The sequence below is a fragment of the Microbulbifer sp. ABE4_465 genome (assembly GCF_056160765.1).
In genome coordinates, this window is record NZ_JBSWXV010000013.1 from 1 (window position 1) to 15,678 (window position 15,678).

The window sequence follows — 15,678 nt, forward strand, 5'->3', positions numbered from 1 at the left end:
AACGAGAGCCTGTTATCGGCGCCCCAATATGGGCCCCCTCCTCTACAACAACCCTCGCATTATGAAAATGGACAGGGGTATCAAAATACTCGCTAATACGGAACGGAAGGTAAGAGCTACTCTCACTCCTATTTATGATCAGTAACCTTCCATTGTTTGACGGCAATGAACGATCATATAGGTAGACTGTGCCGGGCCCACCGTACGCAGTGACACCACTTGTGCCCGGACCCGCCATAGCATGTACATAGCTACCTGGATCAAAGCCGCTAAGTGAATCGTAGTACAGGGCGATTCGGCCACCACCACCAGAAGCAGCATAATAACCATACCCACCTGACGCTTCGATCTTGGTGTATCCATTACCGATAATTTCAGAAGCTTCAATCCAGATAGATCCCCCACTACCGCCGCCTACGTCGCGAGAGTAGTTGCCATTAGCCAAAATATCGCCATACACTTCAAATCGGTTACTGGCAACAAGCTTAATAGCACCGCCACCTCGGCTACCTTGAACGGTTTCATCTTTCCCGAAACCACCCACACCAAAGTCTGCCGGCGTTTCATAGGAGCCAAATATTGGAGCGGAAGTACCCGACGAGGGATCCACACCACCCAGCCCCCCATAGCTACCGCCTGACTCCCAGTGCCCCCCCCCTTGAGGGCGACGGCCTTTATTATTCAAATCAATATATGAATTGGAGCTGATATAGAAGTCAGTGGCGCTCAGAGTAATACCGGAATCAAAGACCTCAGATGCAACTGGGGTTGTAATTTTTCCACTATTTTTCACAGCTATTTGGTCAAAATTGTAATCTTGAGCCAACTCTAGGGTGAAACCATCGACAGAAAGATGGTCATTCTGCGAAGAAAAATCACCTTCAGCAGTAATATAGACTGAGTTGTATCCAACACCTGATATAGATGCTCCCAAATGAGCACCCTCGACTAAAACCGCTTCTACATCCTTGAACTTTACCGCCGCGGACCCGTCAGTAATACTATTTATCGAAACGCGAATATCCTCAAAATAGATAGCGGCATCAATAAAACCATCCAATGTATAGGGCTTGTAATTTCCCCCTGTACCCCGGTTAACAATCTGCAGACGGGCATTATGAGATTCCAGCGACCGATCATAAAGATAAACGGTACCAGGACCACCGTACCCAGTGGTATTCGAGTAGTTATAGCCAGATCGAGCAAAAACATCTCTTATCGTATCTATACCCGTGATTGACTCGTAATAAATCGCTACTCGACCACCGCCACCAGTACCCGCATAGTAACCCCTACCACCTGAAGCTTCGATATGAGCGTTACCGTTACCGATAAACTCTTTCGCTTCAATCCAAATCGAGCCGCCGCTTCCAGCACCTACATATCGAGGATGGCTTTCCCCATTTGCCAGCACATATCCATAGAGCTCTAACTGGTTACTTGCAACCAGCTTGATCGCACCACCACCGCGACTTCCTTCAACAGTCGCATCAACGCCGTACCCCCCCACACCAAAATCGAGAGGAGCCTCAACCGAACCGAATACATCAGCGACAGTCCCGGTGGTGGGGTCGATTCCACCTAAGCCGCCATAGCTTCCTCCAGACTTCCAATGATTGCCATTCTCCGGGCGGCGTCCCTTGGCAGTGACATCAATGTAAGAATTGGAGCTCACGTAGAAATCAACAGCGTTCAATGTAATTCCGGAGGTGAAGTCCTCTGAAGCTGCCGGAGTTGTAATTTTGGCGCTGTTTTTTAGCGTAATTTTTTCGAAACTGTAATCTTGCGGAAGCTCAAGCGTAAACCCGTCTACGATAAGCTCATCATTTGCCGCAGAGAAATCACCTTCTGCGGTAACATATACTGAGCTATAGCCAGCGCCCTGAATCGGAAGAGCAAGGTGAGCGCCATTCTTTATAACAACTTTCGCATCCCTGAAAAATACTGGAGCAGATAACTCAACATCACTGTCGATTTCTACCTGTATATCTTCAAAATAAATTGGTTCAGACACACTTCCTGACAATAAATATGGGGCATAGCTACCACTTGTACCTCTATTTACAACTTGTAGCCTGCCGTTATCAGCCTCGAGAGATCGATCATACACATATACCGTTCCTGGGCCGCCATACCCAGTGGTGTTCGAGTAGTTATAGCCGGATCTTGCAAAGACATCTCTTTTCGTATCTATACCGGTGATTGACTCGTAATAAATCGCTACGCGACCACCGCCACCAGTACCCGCATCGTAACCCCTACCACCTGAAGCTTCGATGTGAGCATTACTATTGCCAATTAAATCCCTTGCTTCAATCCAAATCGAACCGCCACTACCTGCACCCACATAACGGGGGTGACTCTGCCCATTTGCTAGGACATTGCCATAGAGCTCGAACCGATTACTTGCAACAAGCCTGACCGCACCGCCTCCACGACTACCTTCGACTGCAGCATCCGTGCCGTAACCGCCAACGCCGAAGTCAAGCGGAAACTCAACAGAACCAAACACGCCATCAACTGTCCCCGTCGAAGGGTCCACCCCCCCTAAACCACCATAGCTACCACCCGATTTCCAGTGCTCACCACCCATTGGGCGTCGCCCTTTCGCACTGACATCGATATAAGAATTAGAGCTAATGTAAAAATTAACAGCATTTAACGTGATTCCGGACGTAAACTCATCTGAAGCCGCAGGAGTTGTAATCTTGGCATTATTTTTTAACGTAATAGTGTCGAAAGTATAATCTTGGGATAGCTCTAAGCTATAGCCATCCACTACCAATTCGCTATTGGGGACAGAGAAATCACCCTCTGCTGTCACATAGACACTAGAATAATGTTCTGCAGATATAGAACTACCTATAGCCGCACCATTTTTAATTACTGCGCGAGTATCCTCTAGGTAAATAGGAAGATCTAATACACCCGAGATAACGAAAGGCTTATAAGAAGAGCTCACACTTCTATTAATTATCTGGAGCCGGGCATTATTACTAGCCAATGATTTATCGTACAAGTAAACTGTACCTGCCGCCCCATAAGATGTAACCCCAGAGTGATTCCCACCAGACATAGCGAAAATTTCGTGCTGAGGTTCAAATCCACTCAATGAGTCATAATAAACAGAAACGCGTCCACCACCACCGGCACCACCACGATTCCCATGACCACCAGAGGCTTCAATTAGGGTGTGAGAACTACCAATCAACTCGCCGACATCAACCCATATTGACCCACCACTTCCCGCGCCAGCCTCAAAAATACCTGATTGACCATTCGCAAGTATTTTTCCATACACTTCGAGCTTCTCTTGCGCAACGAGCTTAATGGCGCCCCCACCATAACTTCCCTCGCTGGCTTCATCTTTGGGATACCCACCAACACCAAAATCAACCGGCGATGACATCGACCCAAACACGCCATTGGTCCCTACACTCCCAGGATCTACACCTCCCAGACCGCCGTAGCTGCCACCTGACTTCCAATACCCTCCCTCCAGGTGCCCCAACCCTTTACCGGAAGCATCTATTGAAGAGTACTGCCCCACGAATATTTTCTTAGCATCAACCAAGAGAGCATACGGACTATTTTGATCGCGTTTCACACTCAGTGTTGACGAGTTTACAACGGCAACTTCGCCATCCACATCAATTTCCGAACCGGCAATTACATCAAACCCATCGATCACGAAATCAGTCGTGCGAAAATTTACAGCCCCCTCAAACTCTGCGATCGCAGCACCATCACCTTTAATATCATGGCCTGAAAAATCGACATTATCGGGAAATACTATCTTGGAGCCACGAAGCAAGTAGGCGTAATCTGGGTGGGAGTCAGCATAATACGCGAACTCAGAATTACTGCGATTGTGAACAACAAGTAAACCAGCCGAGCTATCCGCTGGATTTATTTGCTCGTCTCCGACTATTGCAGTTATCTCAATGTTATCGAAGTACCCATCAGCATTGGCGCCAGCGTTCCTTTTTGACCGAACAACCACATTGAATGATCTGGAACCGGGTGGGACATTTACAATAAAATTTCGGCTTTCCCATACGCGCGCGGAAGTAGAAGTTAGGCCACTCGACTCTGATGCTAGCAGTTTTCCTTCAGCGTCAAGGAACTCTAAAATTAATTCGCCTTCATCTGAACCGCTATAAGATGACTGCATCCAATTGGCAGAAACACTCACCTCCGAGCCATCAATTTCTTGGCTCGATACCGAAGTACCTAAGAAGCTAACGTTCTGAGATAGTTTTGACTCTTCGGTATCACTACCACCATATAAATAGTAACGGCCACCAAGATATACGGGGCTAGGGCTTGAGGCACGTATGTTAGGAGTACCACTAACTATATTCCAGTGGCGTAAATCTCCGTACTCAGCGTTAGCGTTCTTGAGGTATAAATCAACAGTTGCACCATCATGAAAATAGATCGTTCCGGGTCCGCCAGAATTTTTGCCAACACCCCCTGTAGCTGAAAATCGATCAATTACTGAATTAACAAACCCGTGTTGCGCATATATTGCAATTCGCCCACCACTACCACCATCTCCATAAGAGCCATTTCCTGAGCCGCCGTTAGCACTTATGGACCCAGTGATGTTAAGGCTTGACGCCCGAATGAAGATAGATCCACCAGCACCACCTCCAAAATAGCCACTCGACACATACCCAGTTTGAGATTCACCATCTGCGATTATCTGCCCTGCAACACTCAAAGAGTTCGCACGCAGATACAGTCGACCACCGCCCCTTGTATACACATCCGGAGAAGTGGTGTGACGACCTCCGCTCCCAAGTGACAGTGGCGCTTTCAAATCACCATGCGATGCCTCCGAACCCCCCGGGCTAGCGTGTGCGCCACCACAACCCAAACAATTATCGAGTGAAGGAACACCACCCAAGCCTGACAGATCGATTTTTGAGGAGCCATCAATTTCAACGTCACCATCCACCAACAATTCAAGTTGATCTACTATGTCCAGTGAATGTTTTAGTATAGCCCCATTTTGCAAAACCAAATTAGTAAAATTATGCTTGCCATTAATCGTTACGGATGCGCCATCGATAACAACATCCTTATTATCGTAGGATGAATCTTCCACCCCAATAATGATGTCATTAGAAATTACAGTTTGACTCACCTGCGCCTTCAAATCACATGAGGCAATCAAAACAAAGAATGAAGCCGCAATGACGGAAAAATATCCCTTCATCAATCCGTTTCCCTAGTCCTAAAGCATTTGCACACTCAATCGCGGGTCATAGCTCAAGAACCTGTGGCTATTTTTCATGCGAGAGTGCATATTAAAATTGTAGAAAGCGATATATGACTCATATCCAGAGTCGAAAATATTGTTCTGCGGGTCCGCGATTTGCCAAGCATCATCATGCTCAAACTCGGACCAATTATGATAATTTTCTGCTTGCAGCCTTCCGGACTGCGTCAAAACAAATCCACCAACTGCTCGAGATGGAATCTCGCTCGCACGAGCCAACGCCACAAAAGCTGTCGAAAACTCCGTGCAATCACCCTTCTTATTTTTAATTGCGTATAGGGCTCCGCGGTCTTCCGCCACATAGCCGATATCTACCATATTCTTTTCGAGCCAATCAGATATGGCTGCGGCACCCCCGCCTGTTGACCTGATATCCTGAGCAAGTAGCTTGACTTCGGGTGAATCCGCTTCGATATTTTGCTCAGGCAATAGATAGTCTTCGATGCTGCCAGAGGCCACCGGCTGCGACGACGTTGCCACCTTCAGCAATGCTGTAATACTTATAACAGTACTCGATAGCGGAGCAATATTTTCCAATTTAAAAATGAGAGATTGATTACCGAAATCATCCGTTTCAAGCTCAAAAGGAAGATTTGCGGATATGTCTACTGTCAACTGATATGAGTTTTGCTTAACCGGTGCAAAAACTTGAAATGAGGCGCTTTCAATATACTCAGCAGTAGTATTCTCAACTAAAAAGCCATAGCGAATAGTTTTCTCAATTTCGTAAATTGCTTTATGGCCCCAGGACACTATAAGTAAGCTCACTATAGCGATTACAATGACCAGTAGCGCAGAAAATTTGATCAACCTGTTAGTGGGCACAGCTAGACACCTCGCTATCGCTATTTCTACTAATCGTATTTAGTGCACTAACATTGACCGCTTTCTGAACCCCCTCAATACCGCCAGTTACGGGAAAAACCTTTACTGAATGCTTTTCACGGGCAATACCTTTGTAGGCTGCGGCATTCAAAGAAGAGTCGCCAACCAAAAATATCGGAAGATATCCATTTATCGAGTAGTTTTCTGCAGTAGCAAGTCTGTAGTCGAGGTCAACACCACCTTCTACTACCAATGCCGGCAACCCCAACTCACTTAGTTGATCTGCCACATTTTGCCCCAAAGCAATCACTATAGCTCCGAAGTTACTCACCTCCACAATGAACTCTTCAGGAGAAACCTCTTCAAGGTTTCGGTCATAGCGGGCATCAGGAATATCCCCTATTAAGATCTTAGGGTTGTGGAAATCGTCTTGAATTAGCTCCCAGCAAAGACTCGCTAACGAATAGCGCTTATGTGGTTTATCTATGATAAGTAGAGGCTGTCGCTTTAGAGAATTCCGCAGCTTTAGCTGCCGGCTACTCATGCGAACACTTCTAGAAGCAAGAGGAAGGGATATAGAGCGATTGGATAAGTTGACGACTAGGTAGCGATCGAGCTTTTCAGAAACATCGCTCGCACGTATAAAACAGCTTTCTGAAGTATTTGAATTTGTTGCACTTACAAGCGACGCATACTGGGAGGTGGGCGCTGCAGCGCAATGCTCAACACCATAATCGCTTGCACTACTACCGAATACACATCCGGAAAATAGGCAAAGAACCCCAGCCACGGACAATGTGGATGTGAAACGTCCTGTCACACCGAACCACTCGAACTTTCTTGTACTTTTTAATGCAACCTAAACTACTGCTGCCCCCCGAAAGAGCCAATCCTAATGAAATTAGCGTCACATGGTCAATAACAAATAGAATTAAATGCTGACAGAGGGACAAAAACAGAACGAACGTACCAGCTGCATCCCCCAGAGCTGAGCAGTCTTGGAAAATTAGTAGGCAATCGGAAGCTGCATACGAAATTGCCTATAGTACGGACAAGCCCGCAATCAATGTGGTAATACAGAACAGCACCATGATGTGTACGCTTACGAAGGAATGACGACAAGATTGAGCAAGCAGCTCCAGCAACTACTACGCTACCTCACGCCACAATCTCAAGTTATCGCACTTCAATCGGGTCCGATCTCATCACAGCGACTAAAACAGTTAATCCCTACTCTAATTAACTCACCTAGTCGAGGGCCGGAGCACGTCAACTAAGGGCAGTGCTTTGCTAACTTTGATCATTCTTTGGTCGATATCACCTCGCACGATAAGATACGGAACTCGAAGTTGCTCCAACAAAGCAATTTGAGCAGATTGAAATTTGGCTCTGCTGGCTTCGCCGGACCTGTCCCATGTATTGTCATATGGGATATCGTCTGCGCACAGCACAAATAGGCTATAGCGGGCTGCTGCCTGGTCAGCGAGCACCTCTAGCTCTACATGAGCATCGCCATAGTAATACTTGGAAAACAGCAGCGTAGTAATAGCGCAGGTATCTGTGAATAGGTAGCGGTCGGCACGAAGTAACGCCTGCTCTTCTAGAATCAAGTGTTGCTGTGCCAGTTCAAGCAGCTGCTCTTTCGACAGCCTCCTGTTTACCTGGTTTTTCTCCCAATAGTCTCTGCCATGCTCATGCATTATGGCTGTATGATATTTTTTCCCCAAAGCAGCTGTCAGTGTAGATTTCCCGGTAGATGGCGCTCCCAATAGACAGATATTGGCAACCAGATCCCGGTAAACCAATGGATGAACGTACTCCTTATAATGCAGTGGGTTCTGTCTAATTTTCGTAGCCGAAACTGGAAACTTTTTTCTGTATGAATCGATCCGGCGATCGACAGCTCCAAGAGCGCGACTCATATGCTCGCCGTAGAATTCACTCGAATAGAAAGCATTGACCTTTTTCCCCTTCAACGCTCGAAAGACCACATCTTCGTGTTTACGAGTAAGCTCCGGACTTGATCCGACCTCACTGGGATCTCCGACTACTTCAATGACCTCGACCTTTGGATATAGCCGCTCAATCCAAGCCATTCTGGTTCTCAAAGGGACTGCAATTACCTCTGGGCTATCGTAAATAAGGACGATAGTTTTCTCATTTTCTGACAGCGAAGTCTCTATCAGATACTGGTGCCCTGTATGTAGGGGTGCAAATTTCCCCAAGACTAGGCCAGTATTCATGCGACCTGCATTACCCGGGTTGCAGCACGCTCATTTCGCCAGGCAACGAGTCCCGCGATTGCCATACAAAGAAATAACGCGTAGAGAGCACTGGTCATGTAGAGCGCTTTGGAGGCATAAACGAAAATCGCAACCACGTCTACGGCAATCCAAAAATACCAATTTTGGAGATATTTTCGAGTGAGTAGCCACTGTGCTGTAAGGCTGGCGACAGTAGTAAATGCATCAGCGAATGGAAGAGATGCGTCGGTATAGCGTGTCATAATGATTCCCAGTGAGGTACTACCCACCAGGCTTATCGCCACCCATGCGATTACGCCTCTCGTCGATAATTTTTTGACCGGTAGCTGACTCTTCCCTGGCCCACCGTACAGCCAGTGCCACCAACCATAAAGCTGCAACCCGATATAGATGATATGGAGGCCCACGTCCGAATAGAGTTTGGCGTGGTAGAAGATCCAAACATAAACTGAAACTTGAATGAGCCCTACTGGCCAACACCAGATTGATCGGATAATAATCAGATAAACACAAAGAAGTCCGGCAATTACTGCAACCAATTCCAGCCAGTTCATAACTTGTCGTTCATGTAAGTTCAAAGGCGTGATTTATAGCTGGATTCAGCGGTAATTTAAAGGAATTGGGGAAATTGACCTTCTCTGAGAGTGCTGCCTTGCATTTAGTGTCTTATGGACACATAATGCTTGCAAGATCACCCTAAAAGCCCCGGAAAGACCGAGGCCTTCTCTACAGCAAGGAGCTTGCTGCCATGACTCGAGATTACGACTTCGCAGTGTTTATTGGCCGTTTTCAGCCGTTCCACTCTGGACATTTAAAGGTTGTCGAGGAGGGGCTTGCCCGCGCGGACCGACTCGTCATTCTGATTGGCTCAGCCTACCAGCCACGCAACCCACGCAATCCCTGGACCCACCTGGAACGGGAATCACATATCAGAGCATGCCTTGCTGGCGACGAGAATAGCCGCCTCACCTGCCTGCCGCTTATGGACGTCCCATACAACGATGAACTTTGGGTCCGTAACGTCCAAGACTCAGTCTCCGGCATCGTTACTGCTCATCACGCAGTCCCTCACCGCCCCCCAAAGGTTGCGCTAATCGGGCATCATAAGGACCAGTCAGGCTTCTACCTGAACCTCTTTCCCCAGTGGGACTCCATCGCGGTGGAAAATCACCAAGAACTCAGCGCCACTCCGATTCGCGAGGGCCTGTTTACTGACGATGCAGAGGCATTTTTGCAAGCCGCCATTGAAAGGCATGCGCTGCCCGAGGCCGTGGCGAATCAGCTTGGCAGATTCGTCGCCTCAGATTCAGCATATGGCGCTATGCGAGAAGAGATGGCCTTCATCAAGCGTTACAAGTCATCGTGGGAGGCTGCACCATATCCACCAACCCATGTAACAGTGGACGCAGTCGTAGTTCAGTCCGGGCATATCCTTCTGGTGGAGCGCAGAGCCTTCCCAGGCCGGGGTCTATGGGCTCTACCCGGCGGCTTCGTAGACCCAAGCGAAAAGTTAGTAGACGCCTGTTTACGTGAATTGCGCGAGGAAACTCGCCTTAAAGTACCAACGCCGGTGCTCAGGGGCTCAATAAAGCGACAGGACGTGTTTGATGAACCACACCGCTCTGCGCGCGGAAGAACCATCACCCACGCTTATTACCTCGAGCTAGAGCCGAGCAAGCAGCTCCCCAAGGTAAAGGGTGGTGATGACGCAAGGCACGCACAATGGGTTCCATTGGCCAGCCTAGATCCCCAAGAAATGTTCGAGGATCACTACTACATCATTCAGTCCTTGATTGGAGGTGCCTGAAACCAACTCAAGCCGGAGGCAACCTCAAAAGGTTGCCTCCGGTACGCAAGCGGCGGCAGTGTCGCTACAAAACCATGCGCTCTACGCGCCCACGAACCTGCCTAGCAAGTCTCGAAACTCGCCCCCCTATTTCCCGAGCGCCGCGGATAGCCGATCACATTAAGTCCACCCTAGTAGATCGCAAGTACAGCCCCCTCACACCGACTTTCCTAGTCGATTTTTGCCATGAACCCCCTCTCCACAACAGCTCAAAAGAAAACCTTAATTTTGGCTTGACCTTTAAGTGTCCTTTAGCCACTATATGCTTGTTAGTGTCGCAAAGACCCTAACTGAGCAAAGAATCGTCAAACGCGCTGGATAGACCGGCGCCAAATACCACTCACGGAGGATTTCCGCGATGCATAACTACAATCCGATCTTGAACGTTGATAGCTACAAAACTAGCCACTACCTCCAGTACCCTGAAGGGACTCAGTACGTCAGCAGCTATATCGAAAGCCGCGGTGGCCAGTACAAGGAGGCGGTGTTCTTTGGTCTGCAAGCCTTTATCAAGCAGTTTCTCACTACTCCGATTACTGCCAATGACATTGACGAGGCCGAGGAGCTCTGCCTAGCACACGGCGTACCCTTCAATCGCGACGGTTGGGAGCACATCCTGATCCAACACCAGGGGTTTCTCCCGATAGAAATCCAGGCCGTGCCCGAGGGCACCATAGTCCCGGTGCAGAATGTTCTAGCCCAGGTCATCAACACTGATCCCGCCTGCTACTGGCTAACCAGCTATGTGGAGACTGCCCTGTTACGCGCAGTTTGGTACCCCACTACCGTGGCCACCCAAAGCCGTGAAGCCAAGAAGATCATTCAACGTTACCTTGAAGAAACTGCCGACAACCTCGATGGCCTTCCCTTCAAGCTCCATGACTTCGGCGCCCGCGGAGCAAGCAGCGAGGAAACCTCGGCTATTGGTGGTTTAGCGCATCTGGTGAACTTCCAAGGCACGGACACCATTGCGGCTCTGCTAGCCGGACGACGTTACTACAACGCACCAATGGCAGGTTTTTCTATCCCCGCCGCAGAACACAGCACCATGACCAGCTGGGGCCGAGAGCACGAAACCGAGGCCTATGCCAACATGCTGACTCAATTCAGCGGCGAAGGGCGCTTGGTGGCCGTAGTCAGCGACAGCTACGATCTGTGGAGCGCTATTGAGAACATATGGGGTGGCGAACTTAAGGAACGGGTAGAGAACAACGGCGGCACCCTGGTGATACGCCCGGACAGCGGCGACCCCGTCGATGTGGTGACACAAACCATCGAGCGGTTAATGCGTATTTTCGGAGCGCGGATCAATGACAAAGGCTACCGCGTACTGCCGGATTTCGTGCGGGTGATTCAGGGGGATGGTGTCTCTCTCCATACGATAGAGGGGATCCTTGCCGCGATGAAGGCGCGCAAGCAGAGTGCCGACAATATTGCGTTCGGGATGGGCGCCGAGTTACTGCAAAAGGTGAATCGCGACACCATGAAGTTTGCGATGAAAGCCAGCGCAGTCCGCGTCAATGGCCTCTGGCGGGATGTATATAAGGATCCGATTACAGATACCGGTAAGCGCTCTAAGAAAGGCCGTCTCGCACTGGTTCGCCGTGGCAACGGCACTATCCATACCATCAGAGAGCAGGAACTCGGTAATCGGACGAACCTTTTGCGCCCGATATTCCGCAATGGCAAGGTGCTGGCGGAACAGGATCTTGACGAGATCCGTACTCTGGCAGCGGTACCGGCAACAGAGAGCACATTGGCCGCTGCGGGATAATCACGCCAAACCACTGATGAGGAAAGTCGGTAACGCCGACTTTCCTTTTGTTCAGCTTACGTGGCGAACACGCAAACGATGTTCACAAGTAATTCATCCACGGACTAGAGAAGAGTGTCAATGGTCGCCAGTCTCTGGGCGAGCTACTACAGCTGAGCAGTAAGCCAACGATACTCTCTTCGTGGATCTGAGCCCGGACGCCTTATTGTCTCTTACGACAATAGCTGCTCGAAGTACTTTTTAACCACTAACCAGCTTGGGAACTCCGCGCCGCCAAATTGGATCAGTGTTCCTTCAAAGCGCTCCTGACCTTTCCCCTCCATCAGGTTGTCGATCAAGTAATGCCCCCGGTTTAAATCCTTGTGCGGGCTGATGATCAGGCGATCAACCACGTCATACCCCAAGTGCTCCTCGACCCATAGCCGCTTTTCCATGTAACTGTGCGGGTTCTTGAGGGAAGGTGCGGTCAAAACAAACGTGGCTAATTGAGCCTGCTCATGCAGCCAGCGATAAACCTCTGCGGCATCAGGCAGCGGGGCCATGCCGGAATAGAATCCGGGGATACTTTGCGGAAATCTGACCTCAGGGTACTGCCGCTGGTATTCTAAGTAGGCGCTGTCGTAATCACACAGTGTATGGTCCATATCGACATAGACGATTAGCTTGTTCTGCCAAACCATTGAACCTCCATGCTTAGTACGTAAATACTAAAGTTCCAGGTTGCGCACAAAAGTGAAACTGCCCGATTTTGCCCGCATCTTGTACAAGCTTGCCGGGCGCCCTCCTTCCGTGCGCTTTTCACCGGTATTGATAAGAAGGTCCGCCTGCTCTATTCGCCTACGGAACGACTTCTTCTGTAACGGCTTGCCAATGATTACTTCATGGACCTGTTGCAGTTCAGGCAAAGTAAACGTTTCTGGCAAGGCATACGCCGGGACGATGCTGTAGAGCGCCTTCTGAACCAACCGCTCATGGGCGCGCCCCAGAATCTCCTTGTGATCAAAGGCGAGCTCCATCTTCTCGGCCTTACCAATGGGCACCCAGGCAACATCCGATACGGTTTCGATATGGCTTTCACAAGCCTGGTGGGCGATGAGCGCGGTATAGCAGATAGTCACTGACCAGCCACGCTTATCTCTGCCTGCGCCGCCAAACGTATAGAGCTGCTCAATATATGGGGGAATGACTCCGGTCTTTTCTTTGAGCTTGCGTACCACGGTATCTTCCAATGTCTTGTCTTCGGACTCCGAGACAAAACCACCCGGCAACGCCCATTTTCCCTTCTCAGGGTGATTGGAGCGCTCTACAAGCAATACTTTCAGTATGCTCTCGTGATAGGTAAACAGGACGGCATCGACGGTCAGCAACGGTGCGTCGAAAGCGCGCTTATCATACTTCGCTAAATATTCCCGCTCGTTCATTCCCCGCCCCGGTTAGTGTCAATTAGCCACTTATAGTAGTGCCGGCCCTGCCGCGGTGCAACTTTCAATCACATTTCGTCACTTTCTCTTGACCATATAGTGTCCTTAGGCCACTATTGTAATGGTAAGTGACCAAACGACACTATTTGGAGACCCCCCATGTTCGGCATCCGATATTACAAGGCGGACTCATCTACCTACGTCGTGATGAGCATCAACGGCAAGATACGGCGTAAAGGCAAGGGGCTGAGCTTTTTCTACAGCCCGGCAACGACTTCCATTGCCGCGATCCCCATCAATGTCCAAGAGGCACCCTTCATCTTCAATCTGCAGACAGCGGACTTTCAAAGTGTCACGGTACAGGGCGAGGTGACCTTCCAGGTATCCGACGCACAAAAAACTGCCGAAATGCTCAATTTCAACTTGCGCCCGGATGGCTGTGCGTATGTTTCAGAAGACCCGCTCAAACTAAACGACAGGGTTGTTCGCACCGTTCAGGCACTTGTCCAGAGCACCATTCAGGCCAATGGATTGCGCGAAGCCCTGGGTTTGAGTCAGTCGCTCGTGAGTCTGATAAAAAACCAATGGGCTCTGGAGCCCGCACTGGAGCGCTTGGGCATCACCGTATTGGATGCCTCAATTACTGCGATCTCCCCTACTCCTGAAACGGCCAGGGCCCTGGAGGCACAAGCCCGGGAGGAAATTCTGAAACAGGCGGACGATGCCATTTACGACCGGCGCAAGTCTGCGGTCGAACAGGAACGCACCATCAAAGAAGCCGAACTCCAGACCGAGTTGTTCATCCAGCAAAAGGAACAGGAAATAGTAGAATCCCGCATCGACAACGAACGGACAATCTTGCGCAAACAGGCGGAAACCGAACAGGAGCGGCTCGACACTCAGATTGATGCCGAGAGTCACCGCCGTGAATTGGTGAGCCTCAGCGTCGAGAACCGCCGTTTGGAAACTGATGCAGAAGCCTATGCGATCACTGCACGGACGAAGGCTTGCAAGGAACTGCCGGCTGACTACTGGAAGGCCATGGCACTGACGAAGATGGCTCCCGAGCAACTGCTGGCCATGTCTCTCGACACGCTAGCCGAAAACGCGGAAAAGATCGGCGAACTGAACTTTACGCCAGAGTTGTTCGGCCGACTCGTAAGAAAAGCACAGTGATCATGAGCGACAAAAATCATGTGCGGGTGGTACTAATCACCCGGAAGACCCGACTGCAGGAATTGATCGAACGCTTCAACACTTGGGCTCAAGCCAGATTCTACTTGGAGCACAATCATGTCGATGTGCAGGATTACTTGAATGAGCACGACATATACCAGCAGCGCTTGCAGCAGGCGGAACAGATCCTGAAACCGATCGGCCCCTTCCAGCAGCTGGAGCGCAGTTTTCTGGCCAGTTACCAGTTCAGTGAGCGCGATATCGTCGTGGTGCTCGGTCAGGATGGACTGGTGGCCAATACTCTGAAATATCTGAACGACCAACCTGTCATAGCCGTCAATCCCGATCCGGCCCGTTGGGACGGCAAACTCTTGCCGTTTAACATTGGGGACCTGCAGCAGACCATGGAGCAAACCCTGAGCGCTTGTGTCGGTTACAAGTCGGTTACCTTTGCCGAGGCAATCACTAACGACCGGCAGCGCCTGGTTGCGGTCAACGACCTGTTCATCGGCCCCAAAACTCATACCTCGGCCAGATACCGGCTCAACTGGGGTGGCGTCAGTGAAGAGCAGTCCTCATCAGGGATTATTGTGACCACAGGTCTTGGCTCAACCGGCTGGTTTCAGTCGATTCTAGCCGGTGCAATGGCGATATCAGCGCAGGAAGCACACCCCTTGCAGGGAGGCTTCGCTTGGGATGAGCAACGCCTGCAATTTTCCGTACGCGAGCCCTTCCCCAGCCGGCTCACCGGCGTCCAGCTGGCATTTGGAGAAATCACTGCTAAGACCTGCCTCACTTTAGAATCCCACATGCCAGAAAATGGAGTGATATTTTCTGACGGAATAGAAGCAGACTACCTCACCTTCAATTCTGGCACCTCCGTTACTATTAGAGTCGCCTCAACCGGTGGCCGAGTAGTTATGCCAAGTTCTGGTGCACAATAACCGCATTGTGCCTGCTCAATAATTATGCCGATACTGACGGTATCTAGCTCTAGTGCTTAGTGAATACCGTCTGTTATATAGTTCCAATAGAGAGCTTAAATGAGACTATTTCCCACAGCATGGGACACAGTATCGCCATGG

At 49.8% G+C, this 15,678-nt stretch carries 10 protein-coding genes and 1 pseudogene; 4 read left to right on the forward strand and 7 right to left on the reverse strand.

The window, feature by feature from the left end; all coding sequences use genetic code 11:
- From ACXAG1_RS16160 to pnuC, 5 genes and pseudogenes are all read right to left on the reverse strand, one after another.
- Positions 1-5,224, reverse strand: a pseudogene (locus ACXAG1_RS16160) (hypothetical protein); the annotation flags it as partial.
- Positions 5,225-5,242: 18 nt separating this feature from the next.
- Positions 5,243-6,040: a transglutaminase-like domain-containing protein gene (locus ACXAG1_RS16165; RefSeq protein WP_475120255.1), complete on the reverse strand. Its 798-nt coding sequence runs from the start codon at positions 6,038-6,040 to the stop codon at positions 5,243-5,245.
- A 61-nt stretch (positions 6,041-6,101) separates the two neighbouring features.
- Complete coding sequence (locus ACXAG1_RS16170) at positions 6,102-6,656, reverse strand: hypothetical protein (RefSeq protein WP_475120256.1); 555 nt, start codon at positions 6,654-6,656, stop codon at positions 6,102-6,104.
- Positions 6,657-7,356: 700 nt separating this feature from the next.
- A complete protein-coding gene (locus ACXAG1_RS16175) occupies positions 7,357-8,355 on the reverse strand; it encodes an AAA family ATPase (RefSeq protein ID WP_475120257.1) in 999 nt (332 codons plus the stop codon).
- The gene (gene pnuC / locus ACXAG1_RS16180) at positions 8,352-8,930 is read right to left on the reverse strand and encodes a nicotinamide riboside transporter PnuC (RefSeq protein ID WP_475120258.1); all 579 of its coding nucleotides are present in this window, start codon (positions 8,928-8,930) and stop codon (positions 8,352-8,354) included. The genes ACXAG1_RS16175 and pnuC overlap by 4 nt, the downstream gene beginning before the upstream one ends.
- Positions 8,931-9,124: 194 nt before the next feature.
- On the opposite strand from pnuC, the gene ACXAG1_RS16185 reads away from it, so the two are divergent.
- Both ACXAG1_RS16185 and ACXAG1_RS16190 read left to right on the forward strand, forming a co-directional pair.
- On the forward strand, positions 9,125-10,183 hold the full coding sequence (locus tag ACXAG1_RS16185; protein ID WP_475120259.1) for a bifunctional nicotinamide-nucleotide adenylyltransferase/Nudix hydroxylase: 1,059 nt from the start codon (positions 9,125-9,127) through the stop codon (positions 10,181-10,183).
- 397 nt (positions 10,184-10,580) lie between these two features.
- The gene (locus ACXAG1_RS16190) at positions 10,581-11,996 is read left to right on the forward strand and encodes a nicotinate phosphoribosyltransferase (protein WP_475120260.1); all 1,416 of its coding nucleotides are present in this window, start codon (positions 10,581-10,583) and stop codon (positions 11,994-11,996) included.
- Between the two features lie 212 nt (positions 11,997-12,208).
- Here the strand turns inward: ACXAG1_RS16190 and ACXAG1_RS16195 are convergent, their stop codons facing one another.
- Positions 12,209-12,676 (reverse strand): 5' nucleotidase, NT5C type, encoded by a 468-nt coding sequence (locus ACXAG1_RS16195; protein ID WP_475120261.1) that lies wholly within the window; start codon positions 12,674-12,676, stop codon positions 12,209-12,211.
- Positions 12,677-12,703: 27 nt separating this feature from the next.
- Positions 12,704-13,417, reverse strand: a complete 714-nt coding sequence (locus ACXAG1_RS16200; protein ID WP_475120262.1) for an NUDIX hydrolase — start codon at positions 13,415-13,417, stop codon at positions 12,704-12,706.
- Positions 13,418-13,576: 159 nt separating this feature from the next.
- On the opposite strand from ACXAG1_RS16200, the gene ACXAG1_RS16205 reads away from it, so the two are divergent.
- Complete coding sequence (locus tag ACXAG1_RS16205; RefSeq protein ID WP_475120263.1) at positions 13,577-14,593, forward strand: SPFH domain-containing protein; 1,017 nt, start codon at positions 13,577-13,579, stop codon at positions 14,591-14,593.
- 2 nt (positions 14,594-14,595) lie between these two features.
- Positions 14,596-15,537, forward strand: a complete 942-nt coding sequence (locus ACXAG1_RS16210; RefSeq protein WP_475120264.1) for a diacylglycerol kinase catalytic domain-containing protein — start codon at positions 14,596-14,598, stop codon at positions 15,535-15,537.
- Positions 15,538-15,678 lie beyond the last annotated feature (141 nt).

Coding starts and splice junctions, on each gene's coding strand:
- ACXAG1_RS16205 (WP_475120263.1), top strand. CDS start 13,577: ATGTTCGGCATCCGATATTACAAGGCGGACTCATCTACCTACGTCGTG.
- ACXAG1_RS16210 (WP_475120264.1), top strand. CDS start 14,596: ATGAGCGACAAAAATCATGTGCGGGTGGTACTAATCACCCGGAAGACC.
- ACXAG1_RS16170 (WP_475120256.1), bottom strand. CDS start 6,656: ATGAGTAGCCGGCAGCTAAAGCTGCGGAATTCTCTAAAGCGACAGCCT.
- ACXAG1_RS16185 (WP_475120259.1), top strand. CDS start 9,125: ATGACTCGAGATTACGACTTCGCAGTGTTTATTGGCCGTTTTCAGCCG.
- ACXAG1_RS16175 (WP_475120257.1), bottom strand. CDS start 8,355: ATGAATACTGGCCTAGTCTTGGGGAAATTTGCACCCCTACATACAGGG.
- ACXAG1_RS16200 (WP_475120262.1), bottom strand. CDS start 13,417: ATGAACGAGCGGGAATATTTAGCGAAGTATGATAAGCGCGCTTTCGAC.
- ACXAG1_RS16195 (WP_475120261.1), bottom strand. CDS start 12,676: ATGGTTTGGCAGAACAAGCTAATCGTCTATGTCGATATGGACCATACA.
- ACXAG1_RS16190 (WP_475120260.1), top strand. CDS start 10,581: ATGCATAACTACAATCCGATCTTGAACGTTGATAGCTACAAAACTAGC.
- pnuC (WP_475120258.1), bottom strand. CDS start 8,930: ATGAACTGGCTGGAATTGGTTGCAGTAATTGCCGGACTTCTTTGTGTT.